Source organism: Mailhella massiliensis, assembly GCF_900155525.1.
GTDB lineage: Bacteria > Desulfobacterota > Desulfovibrionia > Desulfovibrionales > Desulfovibrionaceae > Mailhella > Mailhella massiliensis.
Genome location: NZ_LT706951.1, coordinates 223,169 through 240,430, shown reverse-complemented (window position 1 = coordinate 240,430; position 17,262 = coordinate 223,169). Strand labels below are relative to the sequence as shown.

The following is a 17,262-nucleotide window of genomic DNA, read 5'->3' as shown; positions in this document are numbered from 1 at the left end:
AACGGGACTTCTGCCGGCGCGCCTTATCGCACGGATTCTTCCGAAAACGAAACAACGCCCCGACATCCGGCGGGACGTACCGGGCGAGTCCGCCCGCAGGACTGAGGGCGGGATGACGGGCCTTCCCCCCGGCGAAGAAGGGAAGGCCCGCACAGACTGTTTATCCGGCCACGATGTTGACCAGCTTGCCGGGCACCACGACGACCTTGCGCACCGTCTTTCCGGCGATGTGATTCTGGATGGAACGCTCGGCGAGCGCGGCCTTTTCCAGCTCCTCACGGGAGGAACCGGCAGGTACTTCCACCTTGCCGCGCAGCTTGCCGTTCACCTGCACCACCACGGTCACCACGTCGCGCTTCAGGGCTTCCTCGCTCCAGGCAGGCCAGCTCACGTCGTCCAGCGCGTCGGCATGTCCCAGTTCCTGCCAGACTTCCTCGCACATGTGCGGAGTGAAGGGGAAGAGCATGGCAAGCACCGTGGCCATGGCGGAGGACAGCGCATTGCGGCCTTCTTCCGTGGCGGAAAGTTCCTCGCGGTACTGGTTCACCGCATTCACCAGCTCCATGATGGCGGCGATGGCGGTATTGAACTGATTGCGTTCCGCAATGTCCTCGCCCACCTTCTTCACCGTGGCGTGCTCGCTCAGGCGCAGAGCGCGAATGGCGTCGCTCGCGGCGGGAGTCAGGTCGGAACAGGGAAGCACGGGCTTCAGCACGGACTGCATTTCGGCAAACATGCGCCACACTCTGCTCACGAAGCGGTAGGAACCTTCAATGCCGCTGTCGCTCCAGTCGAAGTCGCGTTCCGGCGGAGCGGCGAACAGGCAGAACAGACGCACCGTATCCGCGCCGTACTTCTTCACCATGGCGTCGGGGTCGACGATGTTGCCCTTGGACTTGGACATCTTGCTGCCGCCGAGCAGCACCATGCCCTGCGTGAGCAGATTCTTGAAGGGTTCGTCCATATCGGCGGGGAAATAGCCGAAGTCGCGCAGCATCTTGGTGAAGAAACGCGAGTAGAGAAGATGCAGAATGGCATGTTCCACGCCGCCGATGTACTGATCCACGGGCATCCAGTACCTGAGCGCCTCCATATCGAAGGGCGCGTCGTCCTTGCGGGCGGAGGTGTAGCGGGCGAAGTACCAGGAGGATTCCACGAAGGTATCCATGGTATCCGTCTCGCGGCGGGCGGGGCCTCCGCAGCAGGGGCATACCGTTTCCACGAAGGAAGGCGTGTCGGGCAGAGGAGAACGGCCGTCCTCGCAGGTCTTCACGTCCAGGGGCAGGCGCACGGGCAGATCTTCGATCTTCACGGGCTGCACGCCGCACTTTTCGCAGTACACCACGGGAATGGGAGCACCCCAGTAGCGCTGACGGGAAATGTTCCAGTCGCGCAGGCGGTAGTTCACCGTGGCGCGGCCCTTGCCCATTTCCTCAAGCTTGCTGATGATGGCGGCCCTGCCTTCTTCGTTGGGCATACCGGTAAATTCACCGGAATTCACCAGAACGCCCGCATCCACGAAGGCTTCCGTCATTTCGGAGGGAACAAGCTCCTGCCCTTCGGGGCTCACCACGACCTTGATGTCGATGCCGAACTTGTGCGCGAAGTCGAAGTCGCGCTGATCGTGCGCAGGCACGGCCATGACCGCGCCGGTGCCGTAGTCGGCCAGCACGAAGTTGCCGAGCCAGATGGGAATACGGTGACCGGTGAAAGGGTTCAGGCAGTACGCGCCCGTGAACACGCCGTCCTTTTCCAGCGTTTCCGACTGACGGTCCAGGCGGTCCATGTTGCGGGTACGTTCGATGAAGGCGCGGATCTCGGCCTCGTTCTCACGACCGGCGATGAGGGATTCCACCAGCGGATGTTCAGGAGCCAGCGTCATGAAGGTGACGCCGAACACGGTATCGGCGCGGGTGGAGAACACCTTGATCTCGCCTTCGCGGCCTTCCAGCGGGAACACGATTTCCGCACCGGTGGAACGGCCTATCCAGTTGTGCTGCATGGTGAGCACGCGGGAAGGCCAGCCCTTTTCCAGCTTTTCAAGGTCGGCGAGCAGCTCGTCGGCATAGGCGGTGATGCGGAAGAACCACTGCGTCAGGTCCTTCTGTTCCACCACGGAGTCGCAGCGCCAGCAGCGGCCGTCCACCACCTGTTCGTTGGCCAGCACGGTGTGGCAGCTCGGGCACCAGTTCTGCGGAGCCTTCTTGCGGTAGACGAGGCCCTTTTCCAGACACTTCAGGAAGAATTCCTGTTCCCAGCGGTAATATTCCGGGCGGCAGGTCGCCACTTCCCTGCGCCAGTCGTAGGAATAGCCCATACGCTGGAGCTGGACGCGCATGTTGTCGATATTGGAATACGTCCACTTCGCGGGGTGCGTGCCGTGCTTGATGGCGGCGTTTTCCGCGGGAAGACCGAAGGCGTCCCAGCCGATGGGATGCAGGACATTGTATCCCTGCATACGGCGGAAGCGGGCCATGACGTCGCCTATGGAGTAGTTGCGGACATGGCCCATGTGGATGTTGCCCGACGGATACGGGAACATTTCCATCAGAAAATACTTGGGACGGGAAGGATCGACCTCGCAGTCGAACGAGCCTTTTTCAGCCCAGATCTTCTGCCATTTTTCTTCCAGCGCATGAGGATCGTAACGAGACGAGAGTGCCATTTCTGTTCCTTGAATCTCCGGGCCTGCGCCCGCTTTCAATAAATCATTCCGGGTATGAGACCCGTCAGTTGCGAATGGTGAGTTCCCCCTTGTCCACGGCCTTGCTCACCGCATCGAGTATGCCGTTGACAAAGGTGTGGGAACGGGCGTCGCCGTACTGCTTGTCCAGCTCCAGAGCTTCGTTCATGGAAACCCGGGAAGGCACGTCGGCACGGTAAAGCATTTCGTACACGCCGAGACGCAGAAGATTCAGTTCCACGCGGCCGACGCGGTCGAGCCTCCAGTTGCGGGCGAACTTTTCAATGATGGCGTCCAGTTCGTCGCGGTGCTGCCATACGCCGTACACCAGCTCCCAGGCAAAGCCGGAGGGTTCTCCCTCCTGTTCGAGGGCCTCGTCCTGACGGGGCACCGCAAGGAAGGCGGCCTTGAGCTTTTCCACGGAAGCGCATTCCTGAAATTCCTGACCGTACAGAGCCTGAAAGGCCAGAAGACGGTGCGCGCGGCGGGAAGGTTCTTTCGCGGACATCAGATCTGCTCCATGACGCGGATGGTTTCCACAACGGCGGCAGCGGTTTCCGCACCCTTGTTGCCCACATGCGCGCCGGCGCGTTCAATGGCCTGCTCCAGAGTGTCGCAGGTCAGAAGGCCGAAGCCCACGGGCAGACCGGACTGCAGGGAAACCTGGGCGATGCCCTTGGAGGCTTCGGCGCAGACATAGTCGAAATGAGGGGTGCTTCCGCGGATCACCGCGCCGAGGGCGATGATGCCGTTGTACTGGGAAAAGGCGGCCAGCTTCTTGCACACGATGGGCAGTTCATAGGCCCCGGGCACGCGGACGACGGTGATGTCTTCCTGGGAGGCACCATGACGGGTCAGGTAGTCAATGGCGCCCTCCACCAGATGCTGGACGATGAAGTCGTTGAAACGCGACGCCACAATGGCGATCTTCAGGCCCTGTGCGTTGAGCTGTCCTTCTATGGTCTTGACGGAATACATGGTTTCCTCACTCTGTCTTGGGGCATACCCGCCGGAGCAGGTGGCCCATTTTTTCTTTCTTCGTCAGCAGATAGCTTTCGTTGTAGCGGCCGGGTTCCTGTTCTATGGGCACACGCTCCACAATGTCCAGACCGTAGCCTTCCAGTCCCACGATTTTGGTGGGATTGTTGGTCAGCAGGCGCAGCTTGCGTATGCCCAGATCCACCAGAATCTGCGCGCCGACGCCATAATCGCGCAAATCGGGCCGGAAGCCAAGACGAATATTGGCCTCCACCGTGTCCAGCCCCTGTTCCTGAAGCGCGTAGGCCTTGATCTTGTTCGCAAGGCCTATGCCGCGCCCTTCCTGCCGCATGTACAGAAGAACGCCCCGCCCTTCCTTCTCTATCTGCATAAGCGCTGCGGCAAGCTGTCCGCCGCAGTCGCAGCGCATGGAACCGAACACGTCGCCGGTGAGGCATTCGCTGTGCACGCGCACGAGCACGGGCTCAGGCGTGGTCACATCGCCCTTCACCAGCGCCACATGGGTGCGTCCGTCCACGGAATTCTCGTAGGCGATGATGCGGAAATTCCCGTACTTCGTGGGCATGGCCGCCTCGGCGGCACGCTTCACGGCCACTTCCCCGTGTTCCAGCCGCCAGCGGATGATGTCCCTGTTGGCGGCAATATGCAGGTCATGCTCGGCCGCGAACTTCTCAAGGTCGGGCATACGGGCCATGGTGCCGTCTTCCTTCATGATCTCGCAGATCACGGCGGCATCCTTGAGCCCCGCCATGCGGCAGAGATCGACGCTGCCCTCCGTCTGCCCGGCACGGGTCAGCAGCCCTCCGGGCCTCGCACGCAGGGGGAACATGCAGCCCGGCGACACGAGATCGGCAGGCACGGCGCCGTCGGCAACGGCCGTACGCACGGTATGCGCGCGGCCTTCCGCAGAAATGGCGGGAGCCTCCCCGCGGCGGGCATCGATGGATACGGTGAAATTCGTACCGAACCGGGAACCGTTGCGCCGCGTCATGAGCGGAAGTTCCAGCGCGTCGGCACGCGCGGCGGAAAGGGAAAGGCAGATGAGTCCGCGCCCCTGCCGCGACATGAAATTGATGATTTCCGGCGTGACGAACTCCGCAGCGACCACAAGGTCGCCTTCGTTCTCCCTGTCCTCATCATCCACAAGAATGATCATTCTGCCCTTTTTCAGATCGTCAAGGGCCGTCTCCACACTGCACAGAGGCATACGTTATCCTTAGGAACGGGTGAAGGTGAACCGGCAAGGTACGGACGACGCCGCAGCCGGACGCGCTAAAAACCGAAACCGTTGCGGCGCAGGAAATCCATGGTCACGCGTTCTTCGGGAGCGCTTCCGCGGCTCCCCCCATACGGCTGCATGAGATGCTTCACATACTTGCCGATGACATCCGTTTCCAGGTTCACCGCCGAGCCGGACTTCCACGACGCCACCGTGGTCACGCGCCAGGTTTCGGGAATGATGTTCACTTCCAGAAATCCCGGACCGCACTCATTCACGGTGAGACTTATGCCGTCCAGCGTCACCGACCCCTTGGGCACGATCTGAAGGCTCCACGCTTCGTCGAAGACGAGGCGTATGCGTCGGGAATCCCCCACGGGACGCACGCTTTCCACACGGGCCACGGTATCCACATGTCCGCTCACGATATGGCCGCCGAAGCGTTCGCCCATGGCCATGGCGCGTTCCATGTTCACAAGGCCCCCCACGGCAAGCCCCCCGAGATTGGAACAGGAGAGCGTCTCCGCCGAAGCAAAGGCCGTGAACGCAGGCCCGGAGGGAATCCAGGTTTCCATGGTAAGGCATACGCCGTTACAGGCCACGGATTCGCCGATTTCGGGAGAATCCCACGCGAAAAGCGGATGAAAGCGGAAGAGTACGTCCCCTCCCCTCTTTTCCATGCTCTCGATGCGGCCCTGCCCCTCGATAAGCCCCGTAAACATAGATCAGCCCCTGTCCGCACGAAAATAAAGATGAATGTCGCCGTCCAGTACGGACGTACGCATCACGCGCATACGCAGCGCGTCCTCCATATCGTCCGCCGTGCGGCCGGAAAACACGGGCGTTGCGTCCGCATCCCCGAGAATGGAAGGGGCCAGATGCAGATGGAATTCGTCCACAAGGCCCTGCTCCAGCAGGGAAAGCGCCAGCCTGCCGCCGCCTTCGCAGAGCACATACAGGCAGTGTTCCTGCTCTCTCAGGGTGTTGAGCACTTCTTCCGCATCCAGCGTATGCCTGCCGGCCGCGCTGTCCACCCCGTACACGCGCGCGCCCCGGTTGCGCAGGGATACTGCCGCGGGAGAGGCCGCCTGCGCCGCCGTGCTGAAGAACACGCAGTCGCCGGGGCGCTCGTCCAGAAGATGACAGGAGGTATCGGCACCCGGCAGGCGCGAAGTCATCACCGCCGCCAGAGGCTGGCGCGTGGCGCTCTGCGTTCTTGCCGTAAGACGGGGATTGTCCAGAAGAAACGTGTTGCCGCCCACAAGAACGGCGCCGCCCGCCCGCGCGATGTTCTCGCGCAGGCGCATCACCTCTTCATGAGAGGCGCGGTTGGAAATACGCTGAGACCGCCCCGCCCGCGTCGCAATGCGGCCGTCGAGCGTGGAGGCCATTTTGAGAATGACGTAGGGCCTGCGCGTGGTCTGCCAGATGATGAAGTCGGCCACAAGATCGCGGCACTCCTTCTCCAAAACGCCCATCTCCACCTGCACTCCGTGTTCGCGCAGAAATTCCGCTCCGCCGGAAGCCTGGGCGTTCACGTCGGCCATGCCGACCACCACATGGGGAATGCCCGCCTCCAGAATGGCCTTCGTGCAGGGGGGCGTCTTTCCCTGATGGTTGCAGGGTTCCAGCGTGACATACAGCGTGCACGAGGAAGGATCGACGCCCTTCTCCCGCGCGTCGCGCAGGCAGTTCACCTCGGCGTGCCCCTCGCCGCAAACCGCGTGCCAGCCTTCGGCCACAATATTGCCGTCGCGCACCAGAACCGCACCCACCACAGGGTTGGGAGCAGTGCTCCAGCGCCCTCTTTCGGCCAGCTCCAGGGCCGCCCTCATGAATGGTTCGTGCCGGTTCATGCCCTGCCTCCTTCCTTTTCGCCTTCCGGCACGGCCCGCGCGGCCTCGGCCGGAACGCCGTTTTCCACACCTTCCGGGCCGTCGGCGCCGTGCGGCAGGTGTATCACCTCCACCCCCGCTTCCGCGAGCATGGACTTTGAAAGTTCGTCGGGATAGTTCTCGGAAATCCATATCCGCCGCACCCCGCAGTTGATCAGCATCTTGGAACAGATGAAGCAGGGATAGGTGGTGCAGTACAGTTCCGCGCCGCGCAGGGAAATGCCGTGCACCGCGGCCTGTATGATGACGTTCTGCTCGGCATGGATGCCCCGGCATATCTCGTGGCGCTGACCGGAGGGAATGCCCAGCGTCGCGCGCAGACAGCCGACCTCAAGGCAGTGCGGCACGCCGGAAGGCGCCCCGTTGTATCCTGTGGCCAGAATGCGCCTGTCCAGCACGGCCACGGCTCCCACCTTCCGGCGAAGACAGGTGGAGCGCTCCGCCACAAGGTAGGCTATGTCCATGAAATATCTGGGCCAGCTGGCCCTGCTGCCTTGCATCATACATCCTCCCGTTTCATTCCGGGAACGTATCACCGTTTGCAAGCAAGGAAAAGGGCGGCCCCGCGCAGATGCCGTGCGCAAAGCCGCCCATGCTTTTTTACCAGGCGAACAGCGGGAAATCGCAGGCGAAGGCTTCCACTTCACCACGAATCTCCGCAAGGCGGGATTCGTTGGTGGTATGGGCAAGCACGTCCACAATCCAGCCGCCCACCTTTTCCATGTCCTTTTCCTTCATGCCGCGCGTGGTGAGCGCGGCCGTGCCGATGCGCACGCCGGAAGTGACGAAGGGGGAACGCGTTTCAAAGGGCACGGTGTTCTTGTTCACCGTGATGCCGGCAAGATCGAGAGCATGTTCGGCATCCTTGCCGGTGATGTCCTTGTCGCTCAGATCCAGCAGCATGAGGTGATTGTCCGTACCGCCGGAAACGAGAGAGTATCCGGCATCGGTGAGGCAGGCGGCGAGCACTTTGGCGTTGCGCAGAATCTGCGCCTGATATTCCTTGAATTCAGGACGAAGCGCTTCGCCGAAGGCCACGGCCTTGGCGGCGATGATGTGCATGAGCGGACCGCCCTGCATACCGGGGAACACCTTGCTGTTGATGGACTTGCCGTACTCTTCCCCGCGGGAGGTGAGTATCATGCCGCCGCGCGGCCCGCGCAGGGTCTTGTGCGTGGTGGTCGTGGTGATGTCCGCCCAGGGAAGCGGAGAAGGATGGAGCCCTGCGGCGACAAGGCCTGCGATGTGGGCCATGTCCACCATGAGCTTCGCGCCCACTTCATCGGCAATCTTGCGGAAACGCTCGAAATCGATGATGCGGGAATAGGCGCTGGCGCCCGCCACGATGAGCGCGGGGCGGCATTCGCGGGCCGTCTTTTCCAGCTCGTCGTAGTCGATGCAGCCCGTTTCACGGTTCACGCCGTAAGGCACGAAGTGATAGGCCCTGCCGGAAAAGTTCACGGGGCTGCCGTGGGTGAGGTGGCCGCCATGGGAAAGATCCATGCCCATCACCGTATCGCCGGGCTTGATGAGCGCCAGGTAGGCGGCCATGTTGGCCTGACTGCCGGCATGGGGCTGCACGTTGGCATAGTCGCAGTCAAACAGCTTCATCGCACGGTCGCGGGCAAGGTTTTCCACGATGTCCACGAATTCGCAGCCGCCATAGTAACGCTTGCCCGGGTACCCCTCGGCGTACTTATGCGTCATGATGGAGCCCTGCGCCTCGCGCACGGCGACGGATACGAAGTTTTCCGAGGCTATGAGCTCAAGCTTGCTCACCTGACGGCGGGATTCCTTCCAGATGGCGTCCGCGACTTCGGGGTCGCGCAAAATCAGTTCTTCCATGGTTCTCCGTTCCTGAAAATTGAGGGCCGGTACCCCGGCCCTGCAGATTACGCGGTAAACTTCTTCAGTATGAGGCTTGCGTTGGTGCCGCCGAAACCGAAGGAATTTATCATGGCATAGCCGGGATCGAGCTTCTTCGATCCTTCGCCCATGTAGTTGAGATCGCACTCGGGATCAGGAGTTTCCTGATTGATGGTGCCGGGCACCATGCCGGTGAACAGGGAAAGCGCGGCAAACACGCTGGACGCGCCGCCGGAAGCACCGAGAAGGTGGCCGATCTGCGACTTGACGGCCGTGATGGCCAGGTTCTTCGCATGGTCGCCGAACACTTCGTGCAGCGCTCGGGTTTCGGCCGCGTCGTTGGCATGGGTGGAGGTGCCGTGGGCGCTCACATGGTCGATGGCTTCAGGGGCGAGGCCCGCATCGGCCAGGGCGTTGCGCATACAGGCCGCCATGCCTTCGCCGGTTTCCAGAGGCGCCACCATGTGGTGGGCGTCGTCGGAAGCGCCGAAGCCCACGACTTCGGCATAGATCTTCGCACCGCGGGCCTGGGCATGTTCCAGGGTTTCCAGCATGAGCATACCCGCGCCCTCGCCCATGATGAAGCCGCCGCGACCGGCATCGAAGGGACGGGAGGCCTTTTCCGGCTCGTCCTGATGGGTGGTGCAGAGCGCCTTCATGGAGGTGAAGCCGGAAATGCCCATTTCCGTGATGGTGGATTCGGCGCCGCCGGTGATGACGGCATCGGCGCGGCCGAGCACAAGCTGATCATAGGCGCTGCCGATGGCGTGCAGCGCGGAGGCGCAGGCGCTCGTGGCAACGACGTTGATACCCTTCGCACCCGTGAAAATGGCCACCTGGCCGGGAGCCATGTTGGAAATCAGCATGGGAATGTAGAAGGGAGAAACGCGGTTGGGGCCGGAAGTACGCAGCTTTTCGTGGAAATCTTCAATGGTCTTGAGCCCGCCGAGACCGACGCCCAGCACCACGCCCACGCGACCGGCGTTGCTCTCGTCGATCTTGAGACCGGAATGCTGCACAAGCTGCATACCCGCGCAGACGGCCAGCTGACAGAAGCGGTCCATCTTGCGGCACTGCTTGGCCGGGATGAATTCTTCGGGGGTAAAATCCTTCACTTCGCCCGCGATATGCGTGGGAAATTCGGTGGAATCAAACTGGGAGATACGGCCGATGCCGGACTTGCCGGCAAGAAGGGCCTCCCAGCTGCTCTCCAGGTTGGTTCCCAGAGGCGTGATGGCTGAAAGACCGGTGATGACAATGCGTTTACGATCCACGCGAAAGCACTCCATATGAATAGGTGACGGGAAAATGCCCCTGCCGGGGACGTGCAGCGTCGGCGTATATCCGCTTCCGCCTTCCGCACGCCTTGTGCGGACCATGGCACGTCCTTACCGCGAACCTCTCCTTTCACGGCGTCGTTCAGAGGCGCCCCTCGACCCGCGCGTGCGGGCCGTCAGAGTTTTGCCCTGGAACCGTCGGCACGCCCTGCCGCCTTTGCCGAAGCGGCAAAAAAGCCGGCGTGCTCCGCAGCCCGGCCCGCCAGTCAGGCCGCCATGCCGCGAACGGTGATAGTGAAACATCTCGTCAGCCGGAATACGCTGCGCGAGCATAGGGCTCCGCTTCTGCAAGGCGCTTCACGCCTCTGCCTCATGCGGAGCCTGAGCGATCAGGAACAACATCGCTCTAAACTCGAATACGCCGGGGAACGCGAGGCTCCCCGGCATCTTCATGAAAACAAGATGAAAGGAAGTGACTTATTTCTGCTTGCTTTCAATATAGTTGATGGCGTCCTTGACCTTCAGGATCTTCTGGGCGTCTTCGTCGGCGATTTCCACACCGAAGGCTTCTTCAAAAGCCATGATGAGTTCGGTAAGATCGAGAGAGTCGGCACCCAGATCTTCGATGAAGGAAGCTTCGGGGGTCACTTCTTCTTCAGAAAGCTGAAGCTGTTCGACGATGATCTGCTTAACTTTATCTTCAACGGCGGCCATGGTTCCCTCCAGGGGGTGTTTCAGGTTTCTACATCCATGCCGGAAGCTCTGCTGCTCCGGCTGCCAACCACATTCAAAGTACTCCCCGTCCTCCGGCGAACCTGAAGGGGGGGGGAGCCGGATAGCTCCGGAAATATCTTCAGCAGTACAAACCGCCGTTCACGGCAATGACCTGCCCCGTGATGTACGCGGCCTTATCGGAAGCCAGGAAGGCCACGGCGTCGGCCACATCCTGCGCGGAACCGAGACGGCCCAGAGGAATGGAGGCGGCGTAGGCCTTCTTCGTCTCCTCCGTGAGGGCGGCGGTCATGTCGGTTTCAATGAAGCCGGGCGCAACGGCGTTCACGGTCACGGAACGCCCGCCCAGTTCCTTGGCGGCGGATTTGGTCATGCCTATGAGGCCCGCCTTGGCGGCGGCGTAGTTGATCTGACCGGCATTGCCCATCTGACCGACCACGGAGGAAATATTGATGATGCGGCCTTCGCGCTGACGGGCCATGATCTTGGCCGCTTCACGCAGAAAGAGGAAGGCGCCGCGCAGGTTGGTGTTGACCACGGCGTCGAAGTCCTCGTCCTTCATGCGGAGCACAAGGCCGTCTCGGGTGATGCCCGCGTTGTTCACGAGTACGGAAAGATGCACCTTGCCCTTGATCTCTTCGGCAAAGAAACGGGAAACGGCTTCGGAATCGCCGGAATCCAGGCAGAAGGCGCGGGCGTGCCCGCCCATGGCCTCGATATCGGCCACGGTCTGCATGGCCGCTTCGGGACGGCTCACATAGGTGAAATATATCTGGTATCCGGCGGCGGCGAGGGTAAGCGCCACGGTGCGGCCGATGCCGCGGGAACCGCCGGTGACAAGCGCGGTGGGGGAGAGTTCGCTCATGCTCAAGCTCCTATGAGGGGAATACTAAGCGTTTTCCGGGGAAATGACAACGGAGAAACTAAGCCAGCAGCGCGGAACCCCAGGTCATGCCGCCGCCGAAGCTGGTCAGAAGAACCTTCATGCCCGGCTTCAGCCTGCCTGTCCGGCGGGCGTCCTCCATGGCCACGGGAAGCGTGGCGGCGGAGGTGTTGCCGTAATGCTGCACATTGGCGAAAACATGGCCTTCATCCAGCCCCAGCCTTTCTCCCACGGCTTTGATGATGCGGAGATTGGCCTGATGAGGAATGAAGAGATCGAGCTCCGCAAGGCTCATGCCGTTGCGCTCCAGAATGCGGAGGCTCTCCTCCGCCATGCTGCGCACGGCGTGCTTGAACACCGCCATGCCCTGCATGGAAATGAACCAGTCCGCGCCCACGGGGTCGCCCTCCCTCATGCTGCAGGCCGCGCCCCCGCCTATCTGAATAAGCTCATGCAGGGAGCCGTCGGAAGAACAGACCACGTCGCTCAGCCTCCAGAGGGCATTCTTTCCGCAGGAACGGAGCACCACGGCCCCGGCGGCGTCGCCGAAAAGCACGCAGGTGGTGCGGTCGGAAAAATTGGTGCGGCGGCTCAGACCTTCCGCAGCCACAAGCAGCACCACAGCGTCGTCATGCGTGCCTGCAATGGCGCGCGCCAGTTCAAGCCCGTACACGAAGCCCGTGCACGCGGCATTGAAGTCCAGGCACATCACATCCCCCCTGCGGCCATCCTGGGCGGACAGACCGAGCTTGCCCGCAATGACGCAGGCCGTGCTGGGGCAGAGATAGTCGGGAGTGCAGGTGGCTACGAAAATATGCGTGACTTCTTCCGGCGACACTCCGGCCTCCGCCAGAGCGGCACGCGCGGCTTCCACACCGCAGTCGGAAGGATTGACGCCTTCGTCAAGGATATGACGTTCCTTGATGCCCGTTCTGGTGGTGATCCACTCGTCGGAAGTCTCCACCAGCTTTTCCAGGTCGTGATTGGTCATGACACGGGGAGGAATGAAGGTGCCGAGTCCGCAAATGTAACAGGGATGATTCATGAAGATGTCCGGAGAGGCGCCCGGGAGGCAGCCGATCCCAGTTGAGACGAGGGGGGCCGCGACGGCCCCGCCTCGAAAGAAGCCGCGCATTTTCCGCACAGGGACGAAGCGGCCGGCAGGTGCGTGAAAAAAAAAGCACCTTGTCTCGACGGACGGCGAACATACGCCGCCGACACGACACGCGCCGCCTCCGCCGGAAGGCGAAGGCGATGCGTGAAAAAAATACATGAGATTACACGGAACGGCCGTAGCTCGTCAGCTCCTCGTTGGCGCTGATCGTCTCCACGAGACGCTGCTGCGTTCCCTTGACCACATAGGTGTTGGCCATGGTCACGGCGCTCGTGATGGCCTTGGCGTTGGACTTGCCGTGACAGACGATGGCAATGCCCTTCAGACCGAGCAGCGGCGCGCCGCCGTATTCCGCATAGTCCACCATCTTCTTGAAATTCTGGAAAGCCTTCATGGAAAGCATGGCGCCGATCTTGGGAAGAACGCCGTTGTTCAGAAGCTCTCTTTTCAGAAGATGCGTAAGGGAAGAAGCCAGCCCCTCGCTCAGCTTGAGGGCGATGTTGCCCACGAAGCCGTCGCAGACCGCGACGTCGATATCGCCGGTGAACAGATCTCTGCCCTCGGCGTTACCGATGAAGTTGAGGTTGGAAGCCTGCTTGAGCAGTTCATAACTGCTCTTGACGAGCGAATTGCCCTTCCCTTCCTCCTCACCGATGCTCAGAATGCCGACGCGGGGTTCCTCATAGCCGAGGATATCCTTGACGAAGGTGGACCCCATGAGGCCGAACTGAAAAAGATGGTGAGGGCGGCATTCCACGTTGGCGCCCACGTCGAGAAGCAGCATGGGCGACTTCTCCGTGGGAATCACGGAAGCCAGCGCAGGACGTTCCACCCCGGGAATGCGCCCGAGAATGAACATGCCGCAGGCATAGGCCGCACCGGAATGGCCGGCGCTGATGAAAGCGTCGGCTTCCCCCTGGCGGACCAGCCTGCATGCCACCTGCATGGAGGAATCCTTCTTGGTACGCAGAACTTCGGAAGGTTTGTCGGTCATCTCCACCAGCTGCGTGGCGTTGACGATCTCGAAAAGTTCCCCTTCCCCGTCCTCTTGGGAAAGATCGGCAAGCGTCTTGCGGATCTCTTCCTCAATACCGACAAGGATGACCTTCGCGCCCGTGTTGCGGGCGGCCTGAAGCGCGCCGGGGACCACCACGGAAGGGCCGAAATCGCCCCCCATGGCGTCCACGGCCAGCCTTGGACGACTACTGCTCATCGGCGGCCACAGGTTCTACCTGGCGGCCGTCGTACTTGCCGCAGGAGGGGCAAACGCTGTGAGGCTTGGTGGGAGCGCCGCAGGAGCAGTAGATGACGGTGGGCTTGGCCACACGGTCATGAGAACGACGCATGCACTTTTTGGAGTGGGACTTTTTGTTCTGCTGAACGGCCATGATGTTTCTCCTTATCTCGGAAACGGGGGGATGTTACCCCTGATGTTTCACTTTCAGTTGACGCAGAGCAGCCAGCCGCGGATCACCGCTGTCGCGGGAACAGCCGCAGGCACCTTCATTAAGATTTTTGCCGCACTCGGGGCACAGACCCCGGCAGTCCGGCCGGCAGAGGGGCTTCACCGGCAGGGCCAGCGAAAACTCCTCCCACAAAAGCGATGCCAGATCAAGGAAAGGCGCTCCGCCTTCCATGGTCACGACACATTCATCCAGAAGTCCGGCGGGATCATTCTCTTCCGGTTCGGTTTCGGCAGTCGAGGGATACTCCTCGAACTCGTCGAAGCTCTGGTTCAGCACCACAAGAGTTTCTTCCATGCAGCGGTTGCACGGCATGGCCACCACACCCCTGATCGTACCCCGGATGAAGCAGCCGTCCTGCTGCGGAAGCACGAACACTTCCGCGACCACAGGCTCAACCATGCGACAGGAAAGATGATATTCCTTCGCCGGGTTCTCCCACACGTCCCTGTCGGAAACGGTTATGGAGCGTCCCTGCGGCTCTATCTCATTCAGTGCGATGTGTCTTAAATCCATGCCTTACCTCTGGAAACATGACAAAATACCGACGGCAGCCATCTTTGTCAAGCCTCTGTCCCCGGCTTCCGCAGGGAATTTCGGCTCCGTCCGCCCCCTTCCTCCGAAAAGAAAACGGGACTCTCCATCGGAACAGGCGGCCGCTATCTGCCCTTCACGGCCTTTTCACTCACGAGCATGGCGTCGTGCAGACCGTATTTGTCGAGCGTGCGGCGCATCATCTGAAGATCGGCCTTGCTTCCCCGGAAGAGCACCTGCACATAGTACCAGGTGCCGCGCTTGGTCTTGGTCTGGGTGCGGCGCGTCTTCAGGCCGTCCTTCGTCAGCCTCTCGGCCAGAGCCTTCGCCTGCGCCTGCTCCTTGAACGCCGCCACACGGAGCACATAGTCGAACTGCGGTTCCTTCGGCTTCTGCACTTCCTGCTTCGGCTTTTCCTCTTTCGGCTTCTCCTGCGTCACCGCCGGAGCGGCGGACGCGGCCTGCGGCTGTGCATCGGAAAGCACGCCGCCCGAAGGATCGCTCTTCAGACTGGTCATGAAGCGCAGCTCTTCCTTGGGAAGAATCTTCTCCTTCTCCTCAGCCTCCCCTTCGCCCGCCGGGGTCTCGTCCGCAAGAAGCCTTTCCAGTTCCAGAGCCTGAGGCAGCGGCATACTGCTGCGCCCCACAATGACGCCGGAAAGGAAGCTGAACCCCAGAAGCACCAGGGCGAGCACGCTTATGGTCACCAGAGCGGAAGGCGTGATATTCGCCTTCCAGATGAGCACGCCGCGGCCTTCCGCACGGGGGGCCGAGCTTCTGCGCGGGGAGGATTCGTTCTCGGCCGCGGCCTCTCCGGCCGCGGCTTCAGAACTTTCCTCAGAGGCCGAGAACACCGGCTGGCGGCGTTCCCGGTCGCTGTTTTTCTTCGCGCTGGAAGAGGAATTGCGATAAAACGCGTTCGCCATGACTACATGGATTCCGGCGCGCTCACGCCGAGCAGATCAAGACCGTTGGCGATGACCACGCTCACGGCACGCAGAAGCACCAGACGGGCCTTCATCACGGCTTCATCGTCGCCGCTCAGGACAGGATTGTTGGCATAGTAGCTGTGCAGTCTGCCGGCAAGATCCATAAGATAGAAGCTCACGGGATGGGCGGCACGGGCACGGGCGGCGTCCTCCACCACGTTGCGGAAGCGTTCCACTTCGCGCAGAAGCGCCAGATCGTCCGCAGAGGTAAGCGGAGTCAGCATGTCGGCCGTGCTCTTCTCGGGAACCGTCACGCCCCTGTCGGCGGCACGGCGCAGAAGCGCGGCCACACGGGCATGGGCGTACTGCACATAGTACACCGGGTTTTCCATGTTGCGCTGCTTCACGAGGTCAAGATCGAAGTCCAGGGGGCTGTCGCTCTTGCGGGACAGGAACATGTAGCGGGCGGCATCCGTGCCCACGTCGTCGAGCACCTCGCGCAGCGTCACGAATTCACCGGAACGCGTGGACATGGCCACGGGTTCCCCGCCGCGCATGAGGTTCACCATCTGGATGAGCACCACATGGAAGTCGTTTTCCGGGTCGTGCTGCATACAGGTGATGGCGGCCTTCATACGGGGCACATAGCCGTGATGATCCGCGCCCCACACGTCGATGCATTCATCGAAGCCGCGTTCGAACTTGTTGGCATGATAGGCGATATCGGAGGCGAAGTAGGTCAGATAGCCGTCGCTCTTGCGAAGCACGCGGTCCTTGTCGTCGCCGAACTGCTCCGTGGCCAGCCAGACGGCGTTGTCCTTGTCGTACACAAGGCCCATGCCGCGCAGCTTGTCGAAGGCTTCCTCCACCTTGCCGGCGTCCACAAGGCTCTTTTCCGAAAACCAGACCTGATGCTCCACGCGGAATTCCCTGAGGTCTTCCTTAATGCCGGCCAGAATGGTGGCGCAGGCATATTCATAGCAGAGGTCCTTGGCCTCGGCCTCGGGACGGTTCGGCAGCTCGGGATCCTTTTCCAGCATCTCCCGGGCGATGTCGCGGATGTAGTCGCCGTGATACCAGCCCTTGGGATCTTCGGGATAGACCACGGGCAGGTTGAGCAGCTCGCGCATACGAAGGTACACGGAATCACCGAGCAGGCGCATCTGCCTGCCCGCATCGTTGATATAGTATTCCGTGGAAACATCATACCCGGCAAAACGGAGCAGGCGGGTGAGGGAATCGCCCACGGCGGCGCCGCGCCCGTGGCCGATGTGCAGCGGACCGGTGGGGTTGGCGGAAACATACTCCACCACGATGCGGCGACCGCCGCCGTTCTTCGAGGAACCGAAGGCCCTGCCCTGCTCTTCCACGTCAAGCACCACTCCCTGCCAGAACGACGGGGCGAAGGTGATGTTGATGAATCCCGGACCGGCGATTTCGGCCGTCACGAGACCGGGGAACTTTTCGCACAGTGCAGCCACAAGCTTTTCGGCCACGGCGCGGGGAGCGGACTTGGCCTGTTTGGCGAGAACCATGGCCAGGTTGGTGGCCAGATCCCCGTGCTTTTCATCCCTGGGGATTTCCAGAACGGCCTTTTCCGGCCATTCCCAGCCCTGACCGGCCACAATGTCCCGCAGGGCCTTTTCAATGAGAAGTATGTCGCGCATC

Annotated in this window: 17 protein-coding genes; all 17 read right to left on the bottom strand. The window is 61.7% G+C overall.

The annotated features are described in order from the left end of the window. Positions 1 to 160: 160 nt before the first annotated feature. Positions 161 to 2,665 (bottom strand): leucine--tRNA ligase, encoded by a 2,505-nt coding sequence (gene leuS, locus CZ345_RS06545; protein ID WP_077072375.1) that lies wholly within the window; start codon positions 2,663 to 2,665, stop codon positions 161 to 163. Positions 2,666 to 2,729: 64 nt separating this feature from the next. Next, positions 2,730 to 3,191 (bottom strand): transcription antitermination factor NusB, encoded by a 462-nt coding sequence (nusB, locus tag CZ345_RS06540; RefSeq protein ID WP_077072374.1) that lies wholly within the window; start codon positions 3,189 to 3,191, stop codon positions 2,730 to 2,732. After that, positions 3,191 to 3,661, bottom strand: coding sequence for a 6,7-dimethyl-8-ribityllumazine synthase (gene ribH / locus CZ345_RS06535; protein ID WP_077072373.1), 471 nt, complete (start codon positions 3,659 to 3,661; stop codon positions 3,191 to 3,193). Before ribH ends, nusB begins: the two co-directional genes overlap by 1 nt. Positions 3,662 to 3,668: 7 nt before the next feature. Then, entirely contained in the window at positions 3,669 to 4,889 is a 1,221-nt protein-coding gene (locus CZ345_RS06530) for a bifunctional 3,4-dihydroxy-2-butanone-4-phosphate synthase/GTP cyclohydrolase II (protein WP_077072372.1), read from the bottom strand. Between the two features lie 65 nt (positions 4,890 to 4,954). Then, positions 4,955 to 5,623, bottom strand: a complete 669-nt coding sequence (locus CZ345_RS06525; protein WP_077072371.1) for a riboflavin synthase — start codon at positions 5,621 to 5,623, stop codon at positions 4,955 to 4,957. Positions 5,624 to 5,626: 3 nt separating this feature from the next. Continuing rightward, positions 5,627 to 6,757 carry a bifunctional diaminohydroxyphosphoribosylaminopyrimidine deaminase/5-amino-6-(5-phosphoribosylamino)uracil reductase RibD gene (gene ribD, locus CZ345_RS06520; RefSeq protein WP_077072370.1) on the bottom strand — a complete coding sequence of 377 codons (1,131 nt, stop codon included), beginning with the start codon at positions 6,755 to 6,757 and terminating at the stop codon, positions 5,627 to 5,629. Next, entirely contained in the window at positions 6,754 to 7,296 is a 543-nt protein-coding gene (locus CZ345_RS06515) for a deoxycytidylate deaminase (RefSeq protein ID WP_083717322.1), read from the bottom strand. Before CZ345_RS06515 ends, ribD begins: the two co-directional genes overlap by 4 nt. Before the next feature lie 100 nt (positions 7,297 to 7,396). Beyond that, entirely contained in the window at positions 7,397 to 8,641 is a 1,245-nt protein-coding gene (glyA, locus tag CZ345_RS06510; protein ID WP_077072369.1) for a serine hydroxymethyltransferase, read from the bottom strand. Positions 8,642 to 8,688: 47 nt separating this feature from the next. Continuing rightward, positions 8,689 to 9,936 (bottom strand): beta-ketoacyl-ACP synthase II, encoded by a 1,248-nt coding sequence (gene fabF / locus CZ345_RS06505; protein WP_077072990.1) that lies wholly within the window; start codon positions 9,934 to 9,936, stop codon positions 8,689 to 8,691. Positions 9,937 to 10,416: 480 nt separating this feature from the next. Further along, positions 10,417 to 10,653: an acyl carrier protein gene (locus CZ345_RS06500; RefSeq protein ID WP_077072368.1), complete on the bottom strand. Its 237-nt coding sequence runs from the start codon at positions 10,651 to 10,653 to the stop codon at positions 10,417 to 10,419. 139 nt (positions 10,654 to 10,792) lie between these two features. After that, complete coding sequence (fabG, locus tag CZ345_RS06495) at positions 10,793 to 11,536, bottom strand: 3-oxoacyl-[acyl-carrier-protein] reductase (protein ID WP_077072367.1); 744 nt, start codon at positions 11,534 to 11,536, stop codon at positions 10,793 to 10,795. A 58-nt stretch (positions 11,537 to 11,594) separates the two neighbouring features. Continuing rightward, positions 11,595 to 12,599 carry a beta-ketoacyl-ACP synthase III gene (locus CZ345_RS06490; protein WP_077072366.1) on the bottom strand — a complete coding sequence of 335 codons (1,005 nt, stop codon included), beginning with the start codon at positions 12,597 to 12,599 and terminating at the stop codon, positions 11,595 to 11,597. Positions 12,600 to 12,831: 232 nt separating this feature from the next. Beyond that, positions 12,832 to 13,881 (bottom strand): phosphate acyltransferase PlsX, encoded by a 1,050-nt coding sequence (gene plsX / locus CZ345_RS06485; protein ID WP_077072365.1) that lies wholly within the window; start codon positions 13,879 to 13,881, stop codon positions 12,832 to 12,834. Beyond that, positions 13,871 to 14,056, bottom strand: coding sequence for a 50S ribosomal protein L32 (gene rpmF / locus CZ345_RS06480; RefSeq protein WP_077072364.1), 186 nt, complete (start codon positions 14,054 to 14,056; stop codon positions 13,871 to 13,873). The genes plsX and rpmF overlap by 11 nt, the downstream gene beginning before the upstream one ends. A 33-nt stretch (positions 14,057 to 14,089) precedes the next feature. Then, a complete protein-coding gene (locus tag CZ345_RS06475; protein WP_077072363.1) occupies positions 14,090 to 14,647 on the bottom strand; it encodes a YceD family protein in 558 nt (185 codons plus the stop codon). A 143-nt stretch (positions 14,648 to 14,790) separates the two neighbouring features. Further along, positions 14,791 to 15,591 (bottom strand): SPOR domain-containing protein, encoded by an 801-nt coding sequence (locus CZ345_RS06470; protein ID WP_077072362.1) that lies wholly within the window; start codon positions 15,589 to 15,591, stop codon positions 14,791 to 14,793. Positions 15,592 to 15,593: 2 nt separating this feature from the next. Beyond that, positions 15,594 to 17,261, bottom strand: coding sequence for an arginine--tRNA ligase (gene argS, locus CZ345_RS06465; protein WP_077072361.1), 1,668 nt, complete (start codon positions 17,259 to 17,261; stop codon positions 15,594 to 15,596). Position 17,262 lies beyond the last annotated feature (1 nt).

What these genes read in the sequence shown, in the direction of transcription:
- leuS (WP_077072375.1), bottom strand. Translation starts at nt 2,665, where the DNA reads ATGGCACTCTCGTCTCGTTACGATCCTCATGCGCTGGAAGAAAAATGG.
- CZ345_RS06515 (WP_083717322.1), bottom strand. Translation starts at nt 7,296, where the DNA reads ATGCAAGGCAGCAGGGCCAGCTGGCCCAGATATTTCATGGACATAGCC.
- ribD (WP_077072370.1), bottom strand. Translation starts at nt 6,757, where the DNA reads ATGAACCGGCACGAACCATTCATGAGGGCGGCCCTGGAGCTGGCCGAA.
- nusB (WP_077072374.1), bottom strand. Translation starts at nt 3,191, where the DNA reads ATGTCCGCGAAAGAACCTTCCCGCCGCGCGCACCGTCTTCTGGCCTTT.
- CZ345_RS06470 (WP_077072362.1), bottom strand. Translation starts at nt 15,591, where the DNA reads ATGGCGAACGCGTTTTATCGCAATTCCTCTTCCAGCGCGAAGAAAAAC.
- argS (WP_077072361.1), bottom strand. Translation starts at nt 17,261, where the DNA reads ATGCGCGACATACTTCTCATTGAAAAGGCCCTGCGGGACATTGTGGCC.
- CZ345_RS06500 (WP_077072368.1), bottom strand. Translation starts at nt 10,653, where the DNA reads ATGGCCGCCGTTGAAGATAAAGTTAAGCAGATCATCGTCGAACAGCTT.
- plsX (WP_077072365.1), bottom strand. Translation starts at nt 13,881, where the DNA reads ATGAGCAGTAGTCGTCCAAGGCTGGCCGTGGACGCCATGGGGGGCGAT.
- CZ345_RS06475 (WP_077072363.1), bottom strand. Translation starts at nt 14,647, where the DNA reads ATGGATTTAAGACACATCGCACTGAATGAGATAGAGCCGCAGGGACGC.
- glyA (WP_077072369.1), bottom strand. Translation starts at nt 8,641, where the DNA reads ATGGAAGAACTGATTTTGCGCGACCCCGAAGTCGCGGACGCCATCTGG.
- fabG (WP_077072367.1), bottom strand. Translation starts at nt 11,536, where the DNA reads ATGAGCGAACTCTCCCCCACCGCGCTTGTCACCGGCGGTTCCCGCGGC.
- CZ345_RS06490 (WP_077072366.1), bottom strand. Translation starts at nt 12,599, where the DNA reads ATGAATCATCCCTGTTACATTTGCGGACTCGGCACCTTCATTCCTCCC.
- CZ345_RS06525 (WP_077072371.1), bottom strand. Translation starts at nt 5,623, where the DNA reads ATGTTTACGGGGCTTATCGAGGGGCAGGGCCGCATCGAGAGCATGGAA.
- CZ345_RS06530 (WP_077072372.1), bottom strand. Translation starts at nt 4,889, where the DNA reads ATGCCTCTGTGCAGTGTGGAGACGGCCCTTGACGATCTGAAAAAGGGC.
- ribH (WP_077072373.1), bottom strand. Translation starts at nt 3,661, where the DNA reads ATGTATTCCGTCAAGACCATAGAAGGACAGCTCAACGCACAGGGCCTG.
- rpmF (WP_077072364.1), bottom strand. Translation starts at nt 14,056, where the DNA reads ATGGCCGTTCAGCAGAACAAAAAGTCCCACTCCAAAAAGTGCATGCGT.